Raw genomic sequence first — 18,069 nt, 5'->3', positions numbered from 1 at the left:
AAGAAGTGGCTAAAATTCCTCGAGCCGTTCCAAAACGTGATGGCTTGAGCTGCGCGTCTGGGTGTTGACCGCTGCGTCTTGTTTGAAATCCCTGGCTGCGCTTCCGTGCGCCTGCTTGTCATCGCCCCATGTCCGACTTCACTTCGCCGCGCAGCTTTTTGCGCCAGATAGACCTTTCATCGCTGGATCTGTTCGTGCTGATCTGCGAACACGGCAGTATTGCGCGAGCGGCCGAGCAGGGCGGCATGGTCGCCTCGGCGGTCAGCAAGCGTGTTGCCGAACTGGAATCCCTGGCCCGCACTCCCTTGCTGCTGCGCCATGCCCGCGGGGTGCGCCCGACCCCTGCCGGAGAGTTGCTGCTCGCGCATGCGCGCACGATTCTTCTGGGTGTCGAACACCTGCGTGACGACCTTGGCGAATATGCGCGGGGCGTACGTGGGCTGGTGCGCCTCAGTGCCAATGCCTCCGCCGTGGAGCAGTTCTTGCCCGAGGATATTGCTGTCTTCGTGAAGCATCATCCCGATATCCGCATCGATCTGCGTCAGGCAACCAGTCGCTCGGTAGCGCGTGCTGTGCGCGATCACATGGCTGATCTGGGGGTCTGCAGTCCAAGCGACGAAGTCGAGGGCCTGGAGTCCATGCCGTACCGGCATGAACGCATGGTATTGATCATGCCCAATGACCACGCTCTGGCCCATCATCAGGAACTGGCCTATGAAGAAGCACTGGACTATGCCCAGATCGGTTTGCGCGACAGCAGCATCGTTCAGGAGGTGCTCAATCAGGAAGCCCGCGCCGGCCGACGAATGCTGCGCCAGCGCATCGAGGTCGACAGCCTGAGTGCCATGTGCCGAATGATCGAATGCGGGCTGGGTGTAGGCGTCATGCCCGAAGGCGCATACCAGAGACTGGGCGAGGCTCGTGCTCTGCATGCGGTGCCGCTGACCGATGCCTGGGCAGAGCGCAGCCTCAAGCTGTATGCCAATAGCTTTGCCGACCTGCCTGCGCCGGCCAGACATTTTGCGCAGGCACTGATGCCGAAAGAGTGAGGCAGGGGGGGCGTGAAGCGCTAGGGGCGGTGCTTGCCGCTTGCAAAGCCATGGACAAGAGGCGCAGTCGGCTTGCACGGTCCAGGGGCCTTGGTTGCTGGGGGCCTCCCGATCGGATCGCAGCCAGATCTCAGCTATTTTTTGCAGCCCACAGATGCTGCGCCCACATGCCAGCCAGCATGGCGGCGACAAACAGCCAGACCTGCGGTGTAAGGGTCGCCAGATTCATCAGCGCAGGGCCGGGGCAAAAACCTGCCAGTCCCCAGCCTATGCCAAACAGGGCTGAGCCTGTCAGCAGCTTGCGATCAATGACGGTGCTGGCCGGTAGTTGCATGGGCTCGCCCAACAAAGCGGTCTTGCGGCGCTTGGCCCAGGTGAAGGCAATCAAGCCTACGGCGATGGCTCCGCCCATGACGAAGCCCAGCGAAGGATCCCATCGACCGAAAAAATCCAGAAAGTTCTGCACCTTGGCGGGGTTGCCCATGCCCGAAAGAATCAGACCCAGGCCAAACACCAGTCCGCAGAGCAAGGCAGCAATATTGATGATCATCATGTTCTCCTTGCTGACTCAAGCAATGACATGGCGCATCACGAACACGGTGATGGCGCCTGTGGCGATAAAGGTTGCCGTAGCGGCCAAAGAGCGCGGCGACAGGCGTGACAGACCGCACACGCCGTGGCCGCTGGTGCAGCCCGAGCTCATACGTGTGCCGAAGCCCACCAGCAGGCCGGCGGCGATGATGATTGCCGGGCTGGAAGGCAGCTGCATGGCTGGCAGCGGGGCAAACAGCGACCAGACCAACGGCGCGGCAATCATGCCCAGGATGAATGCCAGGCGCCAGCCCCACTGCCTGACAGAGGACCAGGTCGGCAACTGCAGCAATGCCCCGGCAATGCCGCTGATGCCCGCCACGCGACCCAGCAAGGCAATGAGCAGGGCAGCGGACAGACCGATCAGCAGGCCGCCGACCAGAGATGTCCAGGGCGTGAATTCACTCCATAAGATGTTCATGCTGTCTCTCCTGGTTGGCAGAACAATTGATACAAGGTTTGCATCAGCTGCAGGGCGCGGGCATCGGCCAACTGATACCAGATGAACTTGCCTTCGCGGCGGGTGGTGACCAGACCCTCGCGCCGCAAAATGCCCAATTGCTGGGACAAGGTAGGCTGGGACACGCCTGTCAGTTGCTCCAACTCGCCCACGGTGCGCTCCTGCAGGGAGAGCTGGCACAGCAGCAGCAGTCGGTCTTCATTGCCCAGTAGCTTGAGCATGACCACAGCTTCGCCTGCATGGGCTCGCACGGCATGCAGATCCAGCGTGGCCTGTGCTTCGTCAAAGGTTGATGAGCTCACTGTTTCACTTTCAAAATATTTTCATATATTATATAAAAAAGTAAATTAATTGGTGTGCTTCGGTGTTTCGGGTACATCGTTTTAGGAGTCACCATGTCCGCCAATGTGATGCATATCGAGCCGTTTTTTGATGCGGCTACCGGTACCGTGAGCTATGTTCTGGCCGATACGATCAGTGGTCAGGCCGCAGTGATTGACCCGGTGCTGGATTTCGAGCCCAAATCCGGCACCCTGAGCAGCCGCTCCGCGGACAAGCTGATTGACTATGTGCGAGCCAATGGCTGGCAGCTGCAATGGATTCTGGAAACTCACGCTCATGCGGATCATCTCTCCGCGGCCCAGCATATTCGTCACCATCTGGGCGGCAAGGTGGCGATCGGTGTCCATATCCGCGATGTGCAGGCCGTGTTTCGCAAGATCTATCACTTCGAGCGCAGCTTCTTGCCTGACGGCAGCCAGTTCGACCATCTGGTGCAGGATGGCGAACGCCTGCCTCTGGGTCAGTTGGAGTTGCTGGCCATGCATGTGCCCGGCCATACTCCGGCCGATATGGCCTACCGTGTGGAGGATGCCGTGTTTGTGGGCGATACCTTGTTCATGCCCGATGTGGGCACGGCACGTGCCGACTTTCCCGGCGGCGATGCGGCGACGCTCTATCGTTCGATTCGGCGTATCCTGGAACTACCTGGGCAGACCCGCATTTGGGTCTGCCACGACTACCCGCCGGCTGGTCGCAAGCCGCAATGGCAGACCACGGTACAGGCCCAGCGCGACAGCAACATCCATGTGCATGATGGCGTCAGCGAGGCGGAGTTTGTGCAGATGCGCACTGCACGCGACGCTACGCTGGATATGCCCACGCTGATTCTGCCTTCGGTGCAGGTCAATGTGCGTGCCGGCAAGCTGCCGCCTGCACAGGACGATGGCCGTACCTATATTCAGCTGCCCATCAATGCCTTTGCCAAGAATGGGCAGCTTCCGCAGGGTCTGCAGCAGTGATTAACGCGCTGTGCTGCCCTGACTGGCGCTTGCCGCGCGTGTGCTGTTCAGCTCATTGAGCTTGAGCTGCAGGCGCACCATGTGCTCGGCATAAACCAGTACTTCCTGCGTGGGCAGAGGCTTGGCAACACGCGCGGAATAGACCTTCAGTGCGCCTTGAGCCACCTCGGGGTCATCGCTGTCTGCATACCAGGCCCAGTCGGCCAGATGGGAGGCCAGCTCCGGATTGCTGTCTGCCAGCGCCACAGCACGCTGAATCACCGGCCTGGCACCGCCGGCTAGCTGCACGATTTCTTTGGCCTCATTGGCCAGGGGTGCCGGGCGCCAGTGCGATGGAATATCGTCCCACCAGCCGCTGTACTCGCTGACTACCATGCGGCCGATGTCCTTGGCCGAGACATAGAGCTCGCGCGCATCGCTTCGCCGGGCCAGCTCTGGCGGCAGTGTGATTTTGTCAATCACCAGATCGCGGCGCTCGCCGCTGTTGAGGCCAGCCACCACTTGCCTGGAGATGCTATCCAGCATCTGGGCCTGGGCGGGCAGTCGGTCCTGAATTTCCTCGGGCTTGGTGATGGCCGGGCCATGAGCAGGCAGCAGTAGCTCGGGTTTGAGTGCTGCCATGTCGCGCAGGGCCTGGGCCCACTCCTCGGGGTAGCGCTGGCGGCGCTTGCCGTTGCCAGCATTGGGCAGAAAGCCCTGGAAGTAATCCGCGCTGGCCACGATCTTGCGGCCTGGCACGGCAACCCAGATCTGGTCTTCGGTCTCGCCGCGGGAATGGGTCAGCACAAAATCTTCGCCGCCAATTTTGAGTGTGATCTTGTCCCTGAACGTCTGGGTGGGCCGAACTGCATCTGCCCAGGTGCGGGGCACATCGGCCACGCTTTGCTGGTTATTGCGCGCAATCAGACCGTTGCTGCGCATGTCCAGCTCCATCTGGGCGATGAAGCGCTGCTCGGTCACTACACGCGGTTTCTGGTCCATCAGCGCCCAGGCGCCAAAGGCATGGTCGGCATGAAAGTGCGTGAGGATGACGGTGTGCAACGGCTTGCTGCTCAGCTTCTTCAGCGTTTCGGCCAAGGCCGGGCCCGCAGGTGCGTAACCGCTATCGACCAAGACCAGGCCTTCGTCGGTCTCGAAGACCACTACATTGACGATGGGAAAGCGCAGCAGCCAGGTGCGTGGAGCCACGGCCTCGACTTTGAGCTTGGCTCGGGCATCTGCAATGGCGTTCTGGTCAGTTCGGCTGTACATGCTGTTGGCCACTGCATACGACAGCTCAGTACCAAAGCCCCCTCCTTCCGTGATGGACTTGACCATTTGCGGATTGGCCTTGAAAACCCGGGCGCGGGCAGCAAGCACGGCGGGGCTTTTCGCTCCCGAACCTCCGCGATCATCTTGATCGTGGGCGTTGGCCATGCCGAACTGGCTCAGTGCCAGGGCCGTGACAAAAGCGTATCGGGAGATCTGAGGTATTTTTTTCATGTGTGCCATCACTGCATTCATTGGGGGCTGATTAGCTGAACGGGCTCCAGAATCCAGGACGGATCCAGAACCTCGGGCCAGGGCTGATAGGCGCGGGCCATCAGATAGAACAGATTCTTCTCGGGCGTGGGCAGCCAGTTGGCACGCTTGTCAGGGCCCGGCTCCGTGGGCTGCAACCAGATGTCGAGGCTGCCGTCGGCGTTGAACTTCATGCCCTTGGTGCGGTCGCCAATGGAGTAGCGGTTGATGGGGTTTTCCACCATGTACTGGCCCCCGGTTGCGAATTCATAAAGAGAGATAGACCAGAATGCATCGGCGGGCAAGCGACCTTGAGGCAGATGCAGGCGGTAAGCCTGTCCCTTGCCGAGCGCCTGATTGTTGCCGTCCACACTGGCAGCGAAATAGCTGGCTTCTGCCGCGGCCAGCCCAAGAATGCCGCCCGACATGGCTGCCGATTGGGCACGCATGGCGTAGTTTGTGCCAAAGCCGTCAGGCAGGCGATAAGGGGTCCAGCCGTTTCTGCGTCTAGGGTCAGCCGTCTTGCGGTCGGCATTCAGGCGATTTTTGAGTTCGTTTTTCTCGATCTCGGGTGCCAAAGCCAGCCAGCGCTGCTGCACGGACTCGGGCAGCTTGTCCCAGCTGCAGGCCTTGCCGCAGATGCCCACGCTGGCAAAGCGCTGCAGCAGTGCCTGCTCCGTGCCGGGCGGTGGGTTGCGTGCCAGGGCCTCATTGCTCACATCGACAAAGCGGCTCCAGTCCTGGGCTAGCGGCTTGATCTTCGGACTCTCTTCGTGAGTCTTGAGCACAGGCTCCATGCGAAACCCATCCTGTACTGCATGGGCGGTCTTGAGGTCATCTTCACCGGTAACCAGCACGCGCAGATTCAGATAGACATCACGTGTAGGCGCGCGCACGATCTGGTCGACCTGCGGAATCTTGCCGCTCCAGCGGGGGCCGACCAGGGCGACCTTGCGTGACTTGGTGCCCCCAATGCGCCTGCCCACGTAGGAGAAGGTATTGAGGTCTGCGCCAATCATGGCAATCACGTAATAGCGGCCATGGGTTTCCGGCAGAGACAGCACCAGTGGAGATTTCTCCAGATCCAGCCAGGAGGTGGAGTAGAAGGTGTCTCGAATCGGGCCGTTGGCCCAGCGGTCCTTGGGCGTGGCCAGGTGGCGCGAGTGGCGGAAGTGGTTGAGCGTGGTGGCGGTGGCAGAGTCCTTGACCTCCAGGGCTTCATGGCGCATTTTCATGAATTCCTGATAGGGGTAGGCATAGAGCATGGCCTCGCGGATCAGGCTGTCCAGAGCCTGGTCGTCGGTGGCTGCGGCCGTCTGGGCATGGGCCATGCCCAGGCAAAGGCCCAATGCAGCAGCCGCCATGGCGCGCAGCCCGGCGCGATTCAACTTTGACATGTGATTGAAATGGTGTTGTTGTGGTGATGACCGGGGCCGGTGGCCTTTTCCATCCCGGCCCGGTTCTTTCTGAGGCGAGCACCGCATACAGCGCGTGCTGGCGGCTCATGGGGGAACAAGCCACTCAGGTGCCGGCGTTGCGCGTGGCTTCAGGGGTGAACATGGAGGGGTTCATGTCTCCCTTGTTGAGCACGGGGCCCTTGGGGCGCTCCTGGAACAGGTTGTAGGCCACATAGCCGCCGCCGACCAGGTCGTGGTAGAAGGCCGTGCCTGCATGCCAGGCGTTGGAGTCGAACGCGTAGTAGTAATTGATGAGGCCTTGCTGCCACAGATTGCCGCGTGTATCGTAGAAGTCGCTCATCACGGCGTGGCCGGTGTCTTCGTCAAGGAAAAGCACGCGCTTGCCGTAGAGATGGCGGTAGCCTTCCTTGAGCGTGGCTTCGAGCACCCAGACGCGGCGCAGTTCGTAGCGCATGTACTCGGGGTTGGCATGGCCGGGCTTGAGCAGGTCGGCGTACTTCACGGTATTGGCGTGAATCTTGTACGCGTTGGCGGGAATGTAGATTTCCTTCTTGCCCAGATTCTTCCAGTTGTAGCGCTCGGGCGAGCCATTGAAGAGACGGTCGGAATCAATCGTCATCTTGGCACCCACACCGCCACCCATGGGCTGGTCAAAACCATACTCGGGAATCTGGCGCACTCGGCGTGTGCCCGGGTCATAGCTCCAGCCCAGGCGCTTGTCCTTGCCGAAGTTGACCGGCTCCCGGCTGACGCTGACCCCACCTTTCTCGCGCTCGGGCAGCTTGACCGCATTCATGCCCTGGGCCATGGTGCCTTCCAACGGCTTGCCAGCCTGCTCGGGGGAGTTCAGCAGGCTCATGCTGCGGTTGTCGGCGCGGCCGAAGACGGTGGAGCCATCCTGCATCACATAGGCGTTGTCACGCAGTGTGTGTTCGGTGAACGAGCGCAGCGGAAACAGGTTGTTGAAGGCCAGTTCCATGCCGGTCTTGGGGAAGGGGAAGGGTATTGCCCCCTTGACCGCGTTGTCAGCCCCCATTCCGTCAGCGCTGATCACGGCGTTCTGCGCATTGGCTTTGGCCGAGGCGCAAGCAAAGTCCGGATAGCGGAAGTCACGATGGCCCGGATACACGGGAATGCTGAAGGTCTTGGGGTAGCGCGCAAACATGGCCTTCTGGCCTTCGGTCAGATTGGCGGCGTACTTGGCGACATTCTCGGCTGTGATGGAGAACAGGGGCTTTTCATTGGCATAGGGGTCCACCGGGTGCTGACCCGCATGCGGCGTGTACTGAATTCCAGGTGGTGTTCCCAGCCATTTGCCCGTGTATTCGGGCACGCCGCTGGCGGTGCCGGCCTTTTCGGCGCCGATACAGGTCAAGGACTTGCCCAGCTTTTCAATTTCTTCGGGGCTGCCTTTGGCGGCGGCTGCACCAGCCATGACGCTGGTCACGGTCAGCGCGATCAGGGCGCGGTAGCTCACGTTGCTTTCCATCACGAATCCTCAAAGATGTATGTGTGCAGCATTTGCACTATCGATCTGCCCGCGAATCGGGCCAAGGTCTAGTCCAAGACAGCTAGTCGCTGACTTGGCGCCTGTCGATGAATTCAATGTTCAAGCGAGCTTTGCGGCTCACCATCACTCGTTTGGACTAGCCCGTAAGGCCTAGCGAAGTCACCTCAGAGACAGACTGCTGCTCCAGCCTCGCGCTGACTGGATCAGGCAAGGGAAAACCTGTGGTATCTGACCTCGGGAAAACCAAGGTGAAAATGCGTTTGAGGGAGGCCCGGCGTGATGCTTTTGAAAGCGAAAGGCCGCCATGGGCCGGGCGACGTAGGCCGCAAGGACTACCGGTGTCCGAAGACCCAGGTAGCGAAGTGCCTGCTTTGCTGCCGGGCGTTGCCGGTGCTTGGCTCAGCTGCCGGGCATGCCAAACAGGTCATGGGCATCCAGCAGGGCCCAGGCAATCTCGGGCCTGCGCTCCAGCCCCTTGCGGATCGCGGCGGGGATGCTCTGACGCGTTTTGCGGCATAGACCCGGCAGGTCGCCGAGCTCGATCTGGATGCCGCGCATGGTGCGCACCTCGTTGTTGCCGGGAGTGATGCGTATCTCCAGGCCCAAGAGCGCGTGAATGCGCTGCTGCATATGCTCGAGATCAACCAGGCTGCTGATGCTCTCCAGGCGCTGCAGCAGCTTTTTCTCTTCCTCGCGCGTGAGCTGGAGAATGCGCAGATCCGCGTCCGGCGTGCCAAGCAGCTGCTCGCGTCGGCAGTCGCAGGCGCCGGGTGGGCATTCGACACGGATGGGCAGGGAAGGCGGCTGCATAGGGCGGCAGAGAAAACCAGGGGCAGATGCAAGCATGCTAAGGCCTGCAAGGCCGTGCCGCCAGTGGGGACAGGCCCGGGCAAGTCCTGCGTTTGATGGCTTGCTGGGGGCGCCATAAGTGAATTCACTTGTCCCAGTTGCTCTCAGGTTTGCCTAGACTCAGGCATTATTGAGGGTTACTACTAAAAGTAGGCTGGCTTGATCTGCCGGCATCTACCAGAACGAAGGCCTGCATTGCCCGCTGCCCGGCAGCGCTGCAGCTGGGATGGGATCAATCACTTTTTATAGCGTCAAACGCATTATTCATGCGTGATTCGCGATATTTTTCATGATAGAAATTCGGGATTTATCCCTGACATACCAAGGCCCCAAGGGCCCGGTGCACGCTTTGCGTGGCATCAATCTGGAAATCGCTTCGGGCGAGGTGTTCGGCATCATCGGCCGCTCCGGCGCGGGCAAAAGCTCGCTGGTGCGTTGTCTGAATCTGCTCAACCGCCCCACAGAAGGCAAGGTCATCGTCAACGGACGCGATCTCATGCAGCTGTCCGACGGCGAGCTGCGCGCCGCGCGCCGCGACATCGGCATGGTGTTCCAGCACTTCAATCTGCTGTCCTCGCGCACCGTGTATGACAACGTGGCACTGCCGCTGGAACTGGCCGGTATTTCCAAGGACGAGATTTACCAGCGCGTGACGCCGCTGCTGGAGCTGGTGGGCCTGGATCATCTGGCCGATCGCTATCCGGCCCAGATTTCCGGTGGGCAGAAACAGCGCGTGGGCATTGCCCGGGCGCTGGCCAGCAACCCCAAGGTGCTGCTGAGCGACGAAGCCACATCGGCACTGGACCCCGAAACCACGCGCTCCATTCTGGATCTGCTGCGCAAGGTCAATCGCGAGCTGGGCGTGACCGTGGTGCTGATCACCCACCAGATGCTGGTGATCAAGCAGATTGCCGACCGCGTGGCCGTGATCGACGGTGGCGAGATCGCCGAGCTGGGGCCCGTGATCGACGTCTTCACCCGCCCTCAGAAGACGATCACCAAGAGCCTGATCGACGAAATCGTGCCTCAGCAACTGCCCGAGTCGGTGATGACCCGCGTGAACCAGCTGGCCGCTCAGCTGCAGCCTGGACAGCAAGGCCAGCTGCTGCGCCTGTCCTATGCGGGTGAGAGCGCCTATCAGCCGATTCTCTCGCACCTGATTCGCGAGCTGGGTCTGGATCTGTCGATTCTGCACGGCCAGATCGACGAGATTCAGGAGCAGACCTTTGGTTCGCTGGCTGTCTATGCCAGCGGCGAGGCAGCCAAGATTGATGCTGCCGTGGAGCACCTGCGTGCCAGCGGTGTGCAAGTGCAGATCGTGTCCAGCAAGGATTGAGAGCGATGTTTGAGAATTTTTCGGAAATGATGCTCCAGCTGCTGCTGGATTCCTTCTGGGAGACGCTGATCATGGTTGGCGTCTCGGGCCTGATCGGCGGCCTGATCGGTATTCCGCTGGGCGTCTTCCTGCGCCTGACCGACCATGGCGGCATCTTGCAGAACGGTCCGGCCAACAAGGTTGTCGGCTGGATCGTGAATGCGCTGCGCTCCACCCCCTTCATCATCTTGCTGGTGGCCATCATTCCGCTGACGCGTCTGATCACGGGTTCTTCCATTGGCACCTGGGCGGCCGTGGTGCCGTTGACGATTGCGGCGGCGCCTTTTGTGGCCCGTCTGGTGGAGACCGCCTTGCGTGAAGTCGATGGCGGCCTGATTGAAGCGGCCCAGTCCATGGGGGCGACCACCGGCCAGATCGTCTGGAAGGTGCTGCTGCCCGAGGCGCTGCCTGGCATCGTCGCTGGTCTGACCATCAGCTTCGTCAGCCTGACTGGCTACTCGGCCATGGCAGGCGCCATCGGCGGTGGTGGCCTGGGCGACCTGGGTATCCGCTACGGCTACCAGCGCTTCTTGCCCGACGTGATGCTGGTCGTGGTGATCATCCTGATCTTCTTTGTGCAGGCCATTCAAAGCCTGGGCGACTGGGCAGTGCGGCGCCTGAGCCATCGTTGAGCCGTGCCGTACATTACAAAAAATTAAGAAAAGGGCTGCTGCCTGGAAACAGGCGCCGCCCTAAAATGCAGGTTCAAGATTTTTTGAAAGGCCGCTCTTGCTCAAGGGCGGCCATGATTTTTTCTGGGTAGATAACAGCAAATGATGGATGGTTTGATTACCGGCCGACTGACCGGCATCCCCGAGAGTCGCGTAGACCGCAACCGCCGCCCCTATATGGTGGCCCGCATGCGAGCCAATGCCGGCGATGGCTCCTCGATTCCCGTGAATATCGTCGCTTTCGACAACGCACCCTGCGCCGTGCTGCGCAGTCTCTCCGAAGGCGATGCGATTGCCTTGCGTGGCAGCTTCACGCCCAAGGTCTGGATCGACAGGCAAGACGAGTCCCATGCTGTGCTCGACGTGGTGGCCCAGCAAGTGCTGGCAGCACCCACGATGTCCGATCTTTGACAGCCTGCGCATGCAGACAAGCCCGCTACCGTGAAGGAGCGGGCTTTTTTGTGGGCGCTTGGGTTGCCGCATTCAAGCAGTTAAGGCTTGCATTGCCAATCTGTAGTTTGCATCTGAGCAATCTGTCTAAGAAACAGCGCTCCGACACATGAAACTGACGCTACAGTCTTAGCCACTCTCAATCTTTGGCACAAGGAATCTGCATGTTGAACAAGCGCTCGCTTTTGCGCACCACATTGGCCGTGGCTGCTGTGGCCACCCTGGGTTTTGCCGCCCAGGCCCAGGACAAGACCATCAAGATCGGCGTGACTGCCGGCCCTCACGCGCAGATCATGGAAGTGGTCAAAAAGGTTGCTGCCAAGAACGGTCTGAACCTCAAGGTCATCGAGTTCGGTGACTATGTCCAGCCCAATGCGGCACTGGCCGCCGGCGACCTGGATGCCAACAGCTACCAGCACCGCCCCTATCTGGATGCTCAGCTCAAGGATCGCGGCTACAAAATCAGCTGGGTGGCCGACACGGTGAATTTCCCTATCGGCATCTACTCCAAGAAGATCAAGGCCTTGTCCGAGCTCCCCACCGGCGCCAAGTTCGGCCTCCCCAACGACCCCACCAATGGCGGCCGCGCGCTGCTGCTGCTGCAGACCCAGGGCCTGATCAAGCTCAAGGAGGGTGCTGGCCTAAAGGCGACGCCCCTGGATGTGGTGTCCAACCCCAAGAAGCTCAAGTTCGTCGAGCTGGATGCAGCCCAGTTGCCACGTTCGCTGGACGATCTGGATGCCTCCACCGTCAACACCAACTTCGCGATCTCGGCTGGTCTGAACCCCAAGAAGGATGCGATTGCGCTGGAGTCGGCCAAGAACCCCTATGTGAACATCATGGTGGTGCGTGATGCCGACAAGAATCAGCCCTGGGTCGCCCAGCTGATCAAGTCCTATCACTCCGACGAGGTGCGCCAGTTCATCGACAAGGAATTCAAGGGCTCGGTCTTCCCGGCGTTCTAGAAGCTCCCCCTGAGCCGCTTTGCGGCTTCCCCCTGAGGGGGACGACAGCATTGCTGCGCGGCGGCGCTTGCTGGCTGTCTCTTTGATGGGGCATGCCTGACTGAGGGCATTGAACTAAGCGCTGCACCTGCAGCGCTTTTTTGCTCTCTTGTTGATAGCTGCCTGCGCTGGCTGCACATTGATTTTCGCTTCTTTCTATGGAAAACCATTTAATCACTGGCGCTGGCAGCTATTGTTTTTTGCTTATTCCATGACCTGAAACCATTCAGCCAGCGGTGCACGCGTGGTCTGGGTCTGGTTGACTGGGGCGGCCTCGTCGGCCCAGCCCAGGGCCAGGCCGCAGACGATGTGCTTGTTCTCGGCCAGGCCCAGCACGCGACGCACGGTAGCCGGGTACGAGGCCAGGGCACCGATGGCGCAGCTGCCCAGGCCCATGGCGGCGGCCGCCAGTTGCAGTCCGTAGAGCGTCATGCCCAGGTCCATATAGCCACCGGGGCCGTAATGGGCGTCGATGGTGACGACCAGCGCCACGGGTGCATCGAAGAAGCGGTAGTTGCGCGCAAATTGCGCTTCGCGCCCGGCGCGGTCGTCGCGCGCCACGCCAAGGGCGCCGTAAAGCGCCTGTGCCGAAGCCACCTGGCGCTTGCGCAGCTGCATGGGCATGGGACGCGGAAAGTAGGCGTAGTCCTCGCATTCGGGCACCTGGCTTTCAACGTCCTGCAGCAGGGCGGCAGTCAGTTGCTCGCGCAGCTTGCCGCGCACTGCGATCAGCTGGCCTGGTTGCAGATTGCCGCCGCTGGGCGCCTGGCGCGCCGTCAACAGCAGCTGCTCCAGCAGCGCGTCAGGCACGGCATCGGGTAGGAAAGCACGTGTGGAGCGGCGCTGCTGCATCAGCGCCATGCCTGCCGGCAAGTCGATGCTTTCAAGTGTTGTAGCAGCTGAGCCTTTGCTGGACATGGGGTGGTAGCTATCAAAAATGGATTCAGGGGGTGGCTTGCAGCCATTGCACCAGGGTTGCCGCGCCAATGCCGCCGGCGCCGGCAATGGCCGCCAGACCGAGCGCAGTGCCGGTGGTCGATGAGCGGGCCTGAAGCTGGAGCTGAGCCAGGCAGCGCACCAGCGCAATCGCGCCTGACGCGCCTATCGGGTGGCCGCGCGCAAGGCCGCCGCCCGCGCTGTTGATCTGCTCGGGCGCAAGGCCCATGGCGGCGCAGAAAGCCAGGCCTTGCACGGCAAATGCGTCGTGCAGTTCGATGGCCGACAACTCCTGGGCCAGCAATTGTCGCTTGTGCGGCCCGGCCAGCGCATTGCTGCCTCGGGCCAGCGCCATCTGCGCTGCCGCAATGGCGGCCAGCAGCGGTGTTTCTGGCGCGGCGCCCACGCTGGCGCTGGCCAGCCATTGTGCGCGTGGCAGCAGATTCCAGCGGGCGCAGGCCTCGGGCGTGGCCAGCAACAGCAGGGCCGCGCCATCGGCCTTGGCCGAGATGGTCAGCGCACTGAGCGCATGGGTGGCGATATCGCCGGGACTGGCCGCCTGGCTGCAGCCCCGGGCCACCACTGGCATGCGCGCGGCACGCCCGGGCTGGAGGGCACGCGGATAGGCATCGGCCTCAAGCCCTGCCACAGGCACGATTTCGGGGGCGAGTTGCGCCTGGGCGGCCAGGGCCCGGCTGTGGCTCAGCAGCGCATACTGCTCCTGCTGGCTGCGACTGAAGCCATGCGTGAGCGCATAGTCGGCCGCCGATTGCAACATATCGGGGTCGCGCTCGGGATCGGGGGCAAATGGCGGGCGGTCATAGCTTTGGGGCTGCTCGCCTGGGAGCTGCGGGCGGGTCTGGCGAATGGGGGCGCGGCTCCAGGCCTCGATGCCGCCGGCAATCACCACCTCGGCCTGACCCGATTGCAGCAGACCCACGGCCATGGCCACCGCATCCAGGCCCGAGCAGCACTGGGTATCGATGGTGTGCGCGGCGCAGCCGTCGGGCAGGCCTGCGGCCAGTGCCAGCATGCGCGCCGGGTTGCCGCCAGCTCCCAGGGCGTTGCCGACGACGACCGCATCCACGGCATGGGCCGGCAGGCCGCTTTGCTGCAGCAGTGACAGCAGCAGCGGCCGGCCCAGTTCATGAGGGCTGAGCTGGGCCAGGGCCGAGCCTAGCGGAGCCACCGGGCTGCGTGCCCAGGCAATGATGGGGGTCTTGCTTGGCATGGGCCTCAACTCTGCCACGGCCGCAATGAGGGGCGCTGGGCAGGGGATATGGCAGCTCCCGCAGGCCCGGCCATGCTGGCGCGCAGGGCCTGAGCCAGCTGGCCGTGATCGGTCTTGCCGCTGGCTGTCTGCGGCCAGTGCTCGCAGATCCACCATTGGCGAGGCACCTTGAAGGCTTCGGTGCGCTCGCGCAGCCACTGGTTCAGCTCCAGGGCCGTAGGCACCTCGGTCTGCGGCCTCCATTGCAGCACCGCGTGTACCTGCAGGCCGCGCAGCGCATCGGCCTGGCCGTGCAGCGAGACCTGGGCAATCGCCGGGTGGCTGGCCAGCAGGTTCTCCACTTCCTCGGGAAACAGGTTCTTGCCCTGGGTGACGATCATGCGGCTCTGGCGTCCTGCCAGGCACAGCATGCCGCGTTCGTCGATATGGCCCATGTCGCGCACGGACAGCCAGTCGCCATCGCGCAGCACGGCCGTGGCGTCATGGGCGTCGCCCACATAGTCCATGAACAGCATGAGGCTGCGGATATAGATCAGGCCGTCGCTGGCGTGGCTGGTGCCATGCTCGGCCAGCGCATTCTCGGCGGCATCGCTGCCGGTGGGGCGAATGGATAGCTCCACATTGCTGAACGGTCTGCCCACGGCCTGCGGGCCGCTGGCTTCGTCGGCATCCATCCAGGCGACAAAACTGGCCTCGGAGGCGCCATAGAACTCAATGATGCGGGCCTTGGGGAACAGGGCGCGCAGCGCCGGCGTGTGGGCGCGCATCCAGCGCGCGCCGCTGATGGTGATCAGTTCGACCTCGGGAATCGGTGCGAGCTGTCTATGCTGCGCCCATTGCAGCATCAGCAGCAACTGGCTGGGCACGGCGACAAGACAGGGGGTATCGCCGCCTGCCAGGGTTGCAAGACAGCGCGAGGCAGAGAACTTCTCCTGCATGACGGCGCCGCAGCCATACCAGATGCCTTGCATGGCTCCGAACAGAAACAGCGAGTGCGAGATGCGCCCCGGTGCCAGCGTGCGCTGGGCGACGACGGGGCCGAAATCCTGCAGGCCGACGCGAAAGCTCTCCGTCCACGACAGATGGTGGCGCTTGAAGCCCTTGGGCAGGCCGGTGCTGCCCGAGGTAAAGCCAGTATAGAAGGCTGCCGTCGGTGCCGCCGCATCCAGCTCGCAGGGCTGCTCAGGCAGCCAGCTTTCAATGCGCTGGCGCACGGCCGGTTGCCAGTCGGGGTCGGCGACTGCCGCGCAGCGGCCACTGTGGATCACGGCCAGAAAGTCCACCAGCCGCTCCAGCGTTGAGCGGTTGGCATCCAGCAGCAGCATTTGCGGCGCGCGTTGCGCCACCAGACGTGCCGAGCGCTGCTCGACCTCGGCATGCAGCTCTCCAAAGGTCCAGGAGCCGGCCTCGCTCTGCAGGGCCACCACATCGGGCCGGTGTTGCGCCCAATAGGCCAGCGGGCCATGAACCAGCTGCCACAAGCCCTGCAGCGGCGCCGCCGCGGACAGCGCGTTCACCGGCGACCGCCAAAACGCCAGTCAGGCATTCCGCGCGCCACGGTGTGGACGATGATGGCGCAGAGAACACATTTGATGAAGTCGCCGGGGACAAAGGCCAGCGTCACGGCAAAGGCCTGACTCAGGCTCATCTTGGCGATCAGCATCAGGCCCAGCACGCCAAAGGCATGCAGGCACAGCAGGCCGCCGATCAAGGAGGCGATGAAGGCGCTCAGCGCCGTGCGACGCGGCGTGCTCTGCGGCAGGGCAGCCATGACGGCGCCAGTAATGCCTGCGGCCAGCATGTAGCCGATCAGATAGCCGGCAGACGGTGCCATGAAGACTCCGATGCCGCCGCGACCGCCCGACAACAGTGGCAGACCTACGGCCACGGCCGCGAGAAACAGTGCCATGGACTGCAGACCGCGCCAGGGCCCGAGCATGACGCCTGCCAGCATCACGCCCAGCGACTGGATGGTGATGGGCACGCCGAACGGCAGGTCGATCTTGGGAATCAGGCCCATCACGGCCATCAGGGCGGCGAACAGCGATACCTGAGCCATGGAGCGTGCGCCGCCGCGCGATACGGTGTGAGAGGGTGTGGTAGTCATCAATGCTCTCCTAGAAACCCAGTCTTGCCCAGAGGGCGTCGGCCACACGGCGCGTGGCCTGCAGCATATGAATCGTCAGCGGTGCAATCAGGCGCAGGCCGCCGCTTTTGCCGGTGCGCAGGCGGTATGCCTCGTCCAGCTTTGTCCATTGCACAAAGAAATGTTCGGTAAAGCGCAGCATGAGTGCAAGCTGCATGGCCACGCGCTCGGTGGGGATGCCCAGGCGGGCCAGCGGGGCCAGCAGCCATTCCAGTACCTCGACCAGATCGCTGGGGCGGGTGGTGATGGTCAGCGCAATGCCCAGGGTCGAGGCGCAGACCAGCCGAAGGCTGCTGACGGTTGCCAGCACAGGGTTGCCCATGAAGACATGAAAGCCCGCCACCAGCAGTGCCGCGACGATAACCGAGCGCATCAGCCGGCGCGCCACCTGTGTGGCCTGACCCAGCGAGATCCAGAGAAGCAGGCAAGCCACGCCGCAGCCCGCCAACACCCAGGGGCTGGCTATCAGAAACAACAGCGTGCCAAAAACCGCCAGCAGCAAGAGCTTGAGGCCGGCCGACCAGCGATGCAGCCAGGTCGCAACTTCGCTGTAGAGACTACCCATGCAGATCTCCGTACGAGCTTTTCTTCAGCAACTGCTCCTGCACTGAGGTCTCGTAGGCGCTGCAGATGTCGCGGCCCGGGCCGTCGGCGCGCAGCCGGCCTTGCTCCAGCCAGATCACGCGCTCAAAGTCACGCACATGGTCGAGCACATGGGTGGAGACCAGCACCTGTTGCGGTGCGGTGGCAATATCCTGGGCCAAGCGGGCTTGACCGGGCAGGTCCAGGCTGGCGAAGGGCTCGTCCAGCAGCAGCAGTTGCGGTGCGGCAATCAGCAGCGAGAGCCAGCACACCTGCTGGCGCTGGCCCTGGCTCAGACTGCTGACAGCACGCTCGGCCCAGTGGGCCAGGCCGCGTGCGGCCAGCAACTCGCGCGCCCTGGCTCTGGCCTGCTGCTTGCTCAGGCCCTGGGGGCGAAGGCCCAGGGCCAGTTCTTCCTCCACGGTGGGGAAGATGATCTGATCGTCCGGATTCTGGAACATCAGGCCGATCAGGCCGGGCTTGTGCTGGCGGGCCTGCAGCAAGGGCATGCCATCCACCAGTACTTGTCCGGCCTGGGGCAGCTCGAGCCCGCAAAGCAGGCGAAACAGGCTGGACTTGCCCGCGCCGTTGTTGCCGATCACGCCGATGCGCTGTTCCGTCAGGGCCAGGTTCAAACCGTCAAACACCTGGGTCTGGCCGCGCTGCAGCCGTATGTCGACCAACTGCACGCCCTGTTGGGCGGGGCTTTGCAAACCGTCACTCATACATCAGCTCCGGCTGCTGGAATGGCAGGGCTGCAAGGTGCCGGGCTGGAATGTGGATGACAAGAAACGAAAAGGGCTGACATACGGAGGAGTCTGAAACCGTGCCCCGGCTTAAAACATACGAGGCAGCGCTGGTGGCGGATTCTAGCGCTGTGAATTTGCTTTCAAAAGCCCGCCATCTGAGCTCTTTTTATGTGAATTTCCTATAAGAAATGATTTCTTTACTTTGGGGAGTCACCTGTTGCCATTTGCCCTGCATTTCGTAGAAGTT

19 protein-coding genes are annotated in these 18,069 nt (G+C 62.4%); 6 read left to right on the top strand and 13 right to left on the bottom strand.

Going from position 1 to position 18,069, the window contains the following annotated elements:
* The first annotated feature begins 128 nt into the window (after positions 1-128).
* Positions 129-1,049 (top strand): LysR family transcriptional regulator, encoded by a 921-nt coding sequence (locus FSY45_RS01405; protein WP_003070090.1) that lies wholly within the window; start codon positions 129-131, stop codon positions 1,047-1,049.
* Positions 1,050-1,179: 130 nt separating this feature from the next.
* Here the strand turns inward: FSY45_RS01405 and FSY45_RS01400 are convergent, their stop codons facing one another.
* The 3 genes from FSY45_RS01400 to FSY45_RS01390 are packed head-to-tail and all read right to left on the bottom strand — an operon-like array spanning position 1,180 to position 2,402.
* Positions 1,180-1,599 carry a YeeE/YedE family protein gene (locus tag FSY45_RS01400; RefSeq protein ID WP_003070086.1) on the bottom strand — a complete coding sequence of 140 codons (420 nt, stop codon included), beginning with the start codon at positions 1,597-1,599 and terminating at the stop codon, positions 1,180-1,182.
* A gap of 18 nt (positions 1,600-1,617) precedes the next feature.
* Positions 1,618-2,061 carry a YeeE/YedE family protein gene (locus tag FSY45_RS01395; RefSeq protein WP_003070083.1) on the bottom strand — a complete coding sequence of 148 codons (444 nt, stop codon included), beginning with the start codon at positions 2,059-2,061 and terminating at the stop codon, positions 1,618-1,620.
* Positions 2,058-2,402, bottom strand: coding sequence for a helix-turn-helix transcriptional regulator (locus FSY45_RS01390; RefSeq protein WP_046462027.1), 345 nt, complete (start codon positions 2,400-2,402; stop codon positions 2,058-2,060). Before FSY45_RS01390 ends, FSY45_RS01395 begins: the two co-directional genes overlap by 4 nt.
* A 93-nt stretch (positions 2,403-2,495) precedes the next feature.
* Between FSY45_RS01390 and FSY45_RS01385 the strand changes: the two genes are divergently transcribed.
* Positions 2,496-3,401 carry an MBL fold metallo-hydrolase gene (locus FSY45_RS01385; RefSeq protein WP_003070075.1) on the top strand — a complete coding sequence of 302 codons (906 nt, stop codon included), beginning with the start codon at positions 2,496-2,498 and terminating at the stop codon, positions 3,399-3,401.
* On the opposite strand, the gene FSY45_RS01380 is transcribed toward FSY45_RS01385, so the two are convergent.
* From FSY45_RS01380 to FSY45_RS01365, 4 genes are all read right to left on the bottom strand, one after another.
* A complete protein-coding gene (locus FSY45_RS01380) occupies positions 3,402-4,883 on the bottom strand; it encodes an MBL fold metallo-hydrolase (protein ID WP_223305722.1) in 1,482 nt (493 codons plus the stop codon). It lies immediately after the preceding gene.
* Between the two features lie 17 nt (positions 4,884-4,900).
* Positions 4,901-6,298: a DUF1254 domain-containing protein gene (locus tag FSY45_RS01375; RefSeq protein ID WP_046462029.1), complete on the bottom strand. Its 1,398-nt coding sequence runs from the start codon at positions 6,296-6,298 to the stop codon at positions 4,901-4,903.
* Positions 6,299-6,422: 124 nt separating this feature from the next.
* Positions 6,423-7,808, bottom strand: coding sequence for a DUF1329 domain-containing protein (locus tag FSY45_RS01370; RefSeq protein WP_046462030.1), 1,386 nt, complete (start codon positions 7,806-7,808; stop codon positions 6,423-6,425).
* A 420-nt stretch (positions 7,809-8,228) separates the two neighbouring features.
* The gene (locus tag FSY45_RS01365; protein ID WP_046462031.1) at positions 8,229-8,639 is read right to left on the bottom strand and encodes a hypothetical protein; all 411 of its coding nucleotides are present in this window, start codon (positions 8,637-8,639) and stop codon (positions 8,229-8,231) included.
* Between the two features lie 328 nt (positions 8,640-8,967).
* On the opposite strand from FSY45_RS01365, the gene FSY45_RS01360 reads away from it, so the two are divergent.
* The 4 genes from FSY45_RS01360 to FSY45_RS01345 all read left to right on the top strand — a co-directional run bounded on the left by FSY45_RS01360 (position 8,968) and on the right by FSY45_RS01345 (position 12,139).
* Positions 8,968-10,014, top strand: coding sequence for a methionine ABC transporter ATP-binding protein (locus tag FSY45_RS01360; RefSeq protein ID WP_046462032.1), 1,047 nt, complete (start codon positions 8,968-8,970; stop codon positions 10,012-10,014).
* A 5-nt stretch (positions 10,015-10,019) separates the two neighbouring features.
* On the top strand, positions 10,020-10,685 hold the full coding sequence (locus FSY45_RS01355; protein WP_003070061.1) for a methionine ABC transporter permease: 666 nt from the start codon (positions 10,020-10,022) through the stop codon (positions 10,683-10,685).
* A gap of 141 nt (positions 10,686-10,826) precedes the next feature.
* Positions 10,827-11,135: a single-stranded DNA-binding protein gene (locus FSY45_RS01350; protein WP_012838140.1), complete on the top strand. Its 309-nt coding sequence runs from the start codon at positions 10,827-10,829 to the stop codon at positions 11,133-11,135.
* Positions 11,136-11,338: 203 nt separating this feature from the next.
* Positions 11,339-12,139 (top strand): MetQ/NlpA family ABC transporter substrate-binding protein, encoded by an 801-nt coding sequence (locus FSY45_RS01345; protein ID WP_039048614.1) that lies wholly within the window; start codon positions 11,339-11,341, stop codon positions 12,137-12,139.
* Between the two features lie 243 nt (positions 12,140-12,382).
* Here FSY45_RS01345 and FSY45_RS01340 read toward each other — a convergent pair whose 3' ends face one another.
* The 6 genes from FSY45_RS01340 to FSY45_RS01315 are packed head-to-tail and all read right to left on the bottom strand — an operon-like array spanning position 12,383 to position 17,798.
* Entirely contained in the window at positions 12,383-13,096 is a 714-nt protein-coding gene (locus FSY45_RS01340) for a nitroreductase (protein WP_046462033.1), read from the bottom strand.
* Between the two features lie 25 nt (positions 13,097-13,121).
* Positions 13,122-14,345 carry an acetyl-CoA C-acyltransferase gene (locus FSY45_RS01335; RefSeq protein WP_046462034.1) on the bottom strand — a complete coding sequence of 408 codons (1,224 nt, stop codon included), beginning with the start codon at positions 14,343-14,345 and terminating at the stop codon, positions 13,122-13,124.
* 5 nt (positions 14,346-14,350) lie between these two features.
* On the bottom strand, positions 14,351-15,862 hold the full coding sequence (locus FSY45_RS01330; RefSeq protein WP_046462035.1) for an AMP-binding protein: 1,512 nt from the start codon (positions 15,860-15,862) through the stop codon (positions 14,351-14,353).
* Positions 15,859-16,452, bottom strand: a complete 594-nt coding sequence (locus FSY45_RS01325; RefSeq protein ID WP_003070053.1) for a biotin transporter BioY — start codon at positions 16,450-16,452, stop codon at positions 15,859-15,861. Before FSY45_RS01325 ends, FSY45_RS01330 begins: the two co-directional genes overlap by 4 nt.
* 10 nt (positions 16,453-16,462) lie before the next feature.
* Positions 16,463-17,056 carry an energy-coupling factor transporter transmembrane protein EcfT gene (locus FSY45_RS01320; RefSeq protein ID WP_003070052.1) on the bottom strand — a complete coding sequence of 198 codons (594 nt, stop codon included), beginning with the start codon at positions 17,054-17,056 and terminating at the stop codon, positions 16,463-16,465.
* On the bottom strand, positions 17,049-17,798 hold the full coding sequence (locus FSY45_RS01315) for an energy-coupling factor ABC transporter ATP-binding protein (RefSeq protein WP_003070050.1): 750 nt from the start codon (positions 17,796-17,798) through the stop codon (positions 17,049-17,051). The genes FSY45_RS01320 and FSY45_RS01315 overlap by 8 nt, the downstream gene beginning before the upstream one ends.
* Between the last annotated feature and the right edge of the window lie 271 nt (positions 17,799-18,069).

It is taken from the genome of Comamonas sp. Z1 (genome assembly GCF_008121555.1).
In the GTDB taxonomy this organism is placed as follows: domain Bacteria; phylum Pseudomonadota; class Gammaproteobacteria; order Burkholderiales; family Burkholderiaceae_C; genus Comamonas; species Comamonas thiooxydans.
Note: the sequence above shows the minus strand (reverse complement) of the source record. Positions and strands in the feature narration are given on the sequence as shown.

Bases quoted from the DNA above. Each gene is read 5' to 3' on its own strand.
- FSY45_RS01405 (WP_003070090.1), top strand. From the start codon at position 129: ATGTCCGACTTCACTTCGCCGCGCAGCTTTTTGCGCCAGATAGACCTT.
- FSY45_RS01400 (WP_003070086.1), bottom strand. From the start codon at position 1,599: ATGATCATCAATATTGCTGCCTTGCTCTGCGGACTGGTGTTTGGCCTG.
- FSY45_RS01395 (WP_003070083.1), bottom strand. From the start codon at position 2,061: ATGAACATCTTATGGAGTGAATTCACGCCCTGGACATCTCTGGTCGGC.
- FSY45_RS01385 (WP_003070075.1), top strand. From the start codon at position 2,496: ATGTCCGCCAATGTGATGCATATCGAGCCGTTTTTTGATGCGGCTACC.
- FSY45_RS01380 (WP_223305722.1), bottom strand. From the start codon at position 4,883: ATGAAAAAAATACCTCAGATCTCCCGATACGCTTTTGTCACGGCCCTG.
- FSY45_RS01375 (WP_046462029.1), bottom strand. From the start codon at position 6,298: ATGTCAAAGTTGAATCGCGCCGGGCTGCGCGCCATGGCGGCTGCTGCA.
- FSY45_RS01370 (WP_046462030.1), bottom strand. From the start codon at position 7,808: ATGGAAAGCAACGTGAGCTACCGCGCCCTGATCGCGCTGACCGTGACC.
- FSY45_RS01365 (WP_046462031.1), bottom strand. From the start codon at position 8,639: ATGCAGCCGCCTTCCCTGCCCATCCGTGTCGAATGCCCACCCGGCGCC.
- FSY45_RS01360 (WP_046462032.1), top strand. From the start codon at position 8,968: ATGATAGAAATTCGGGATTTATCCCTGACATACCAAGGCCCCAAGGGC.
- FSY45_RS01355 (WP_003070061.1), top strand. From the start codon at position 10,020: ATGTTTGAGAATTTTTCGGAAATGATGCTCCAGCTGCTGCTGGATTCC.
- FSY45_RS01350 (WP_012838140.1), top strand. From the start codon at position 10,827: ATGATGGATGGTTTGATTACCGGCCGACTGACCGGCATCCCCGAGAGT.
- FSY45_RS01345 (WP_039048614.1), top strand. From the start codon at position 11,339: ATGTTGAACAAGCGCTCGCTTTTGCGCACCACATTGGCCGTGGCTGCT.
- FSY45_RS01340 (WP_046462033.1), bottom strand. From the start codon at position 13,096: ATGTCCAGCAAAGGCTCAGCTGCTACAACACTTGAAAGCATCGACTTG.
- FSY45_RS01335 (WP_046462034.1), bottom strand. From the start codon at position 14,345: ATGCCAAGCAAGACCCCCATCATTGCCTGGGCACGCAGCCCGGTGGCT.
- FSY45_RS01325 (WP_003070053.1), bottom strand. From the start codon at position 16,452: ATGACTACCACACCCTCTCACACCGTATCGCGCGGCGGCGCACGCTCC.
- FSY45_RS01320 (WP_003070052.1), bottom strand. From the start codon at position 17,056: ATGGGTAGTCTCTACAGCGAAGTTGCGACCTGGCTGCATCGCTGGTCG.
- FSY45_RS01315 (WP_003070050.1), bottom strand. From the start codon at position 17,798: ATGAGTGACGGTTTGCAAAGCCCCGCCCAACAGGGCGTGCAGTTGGTC.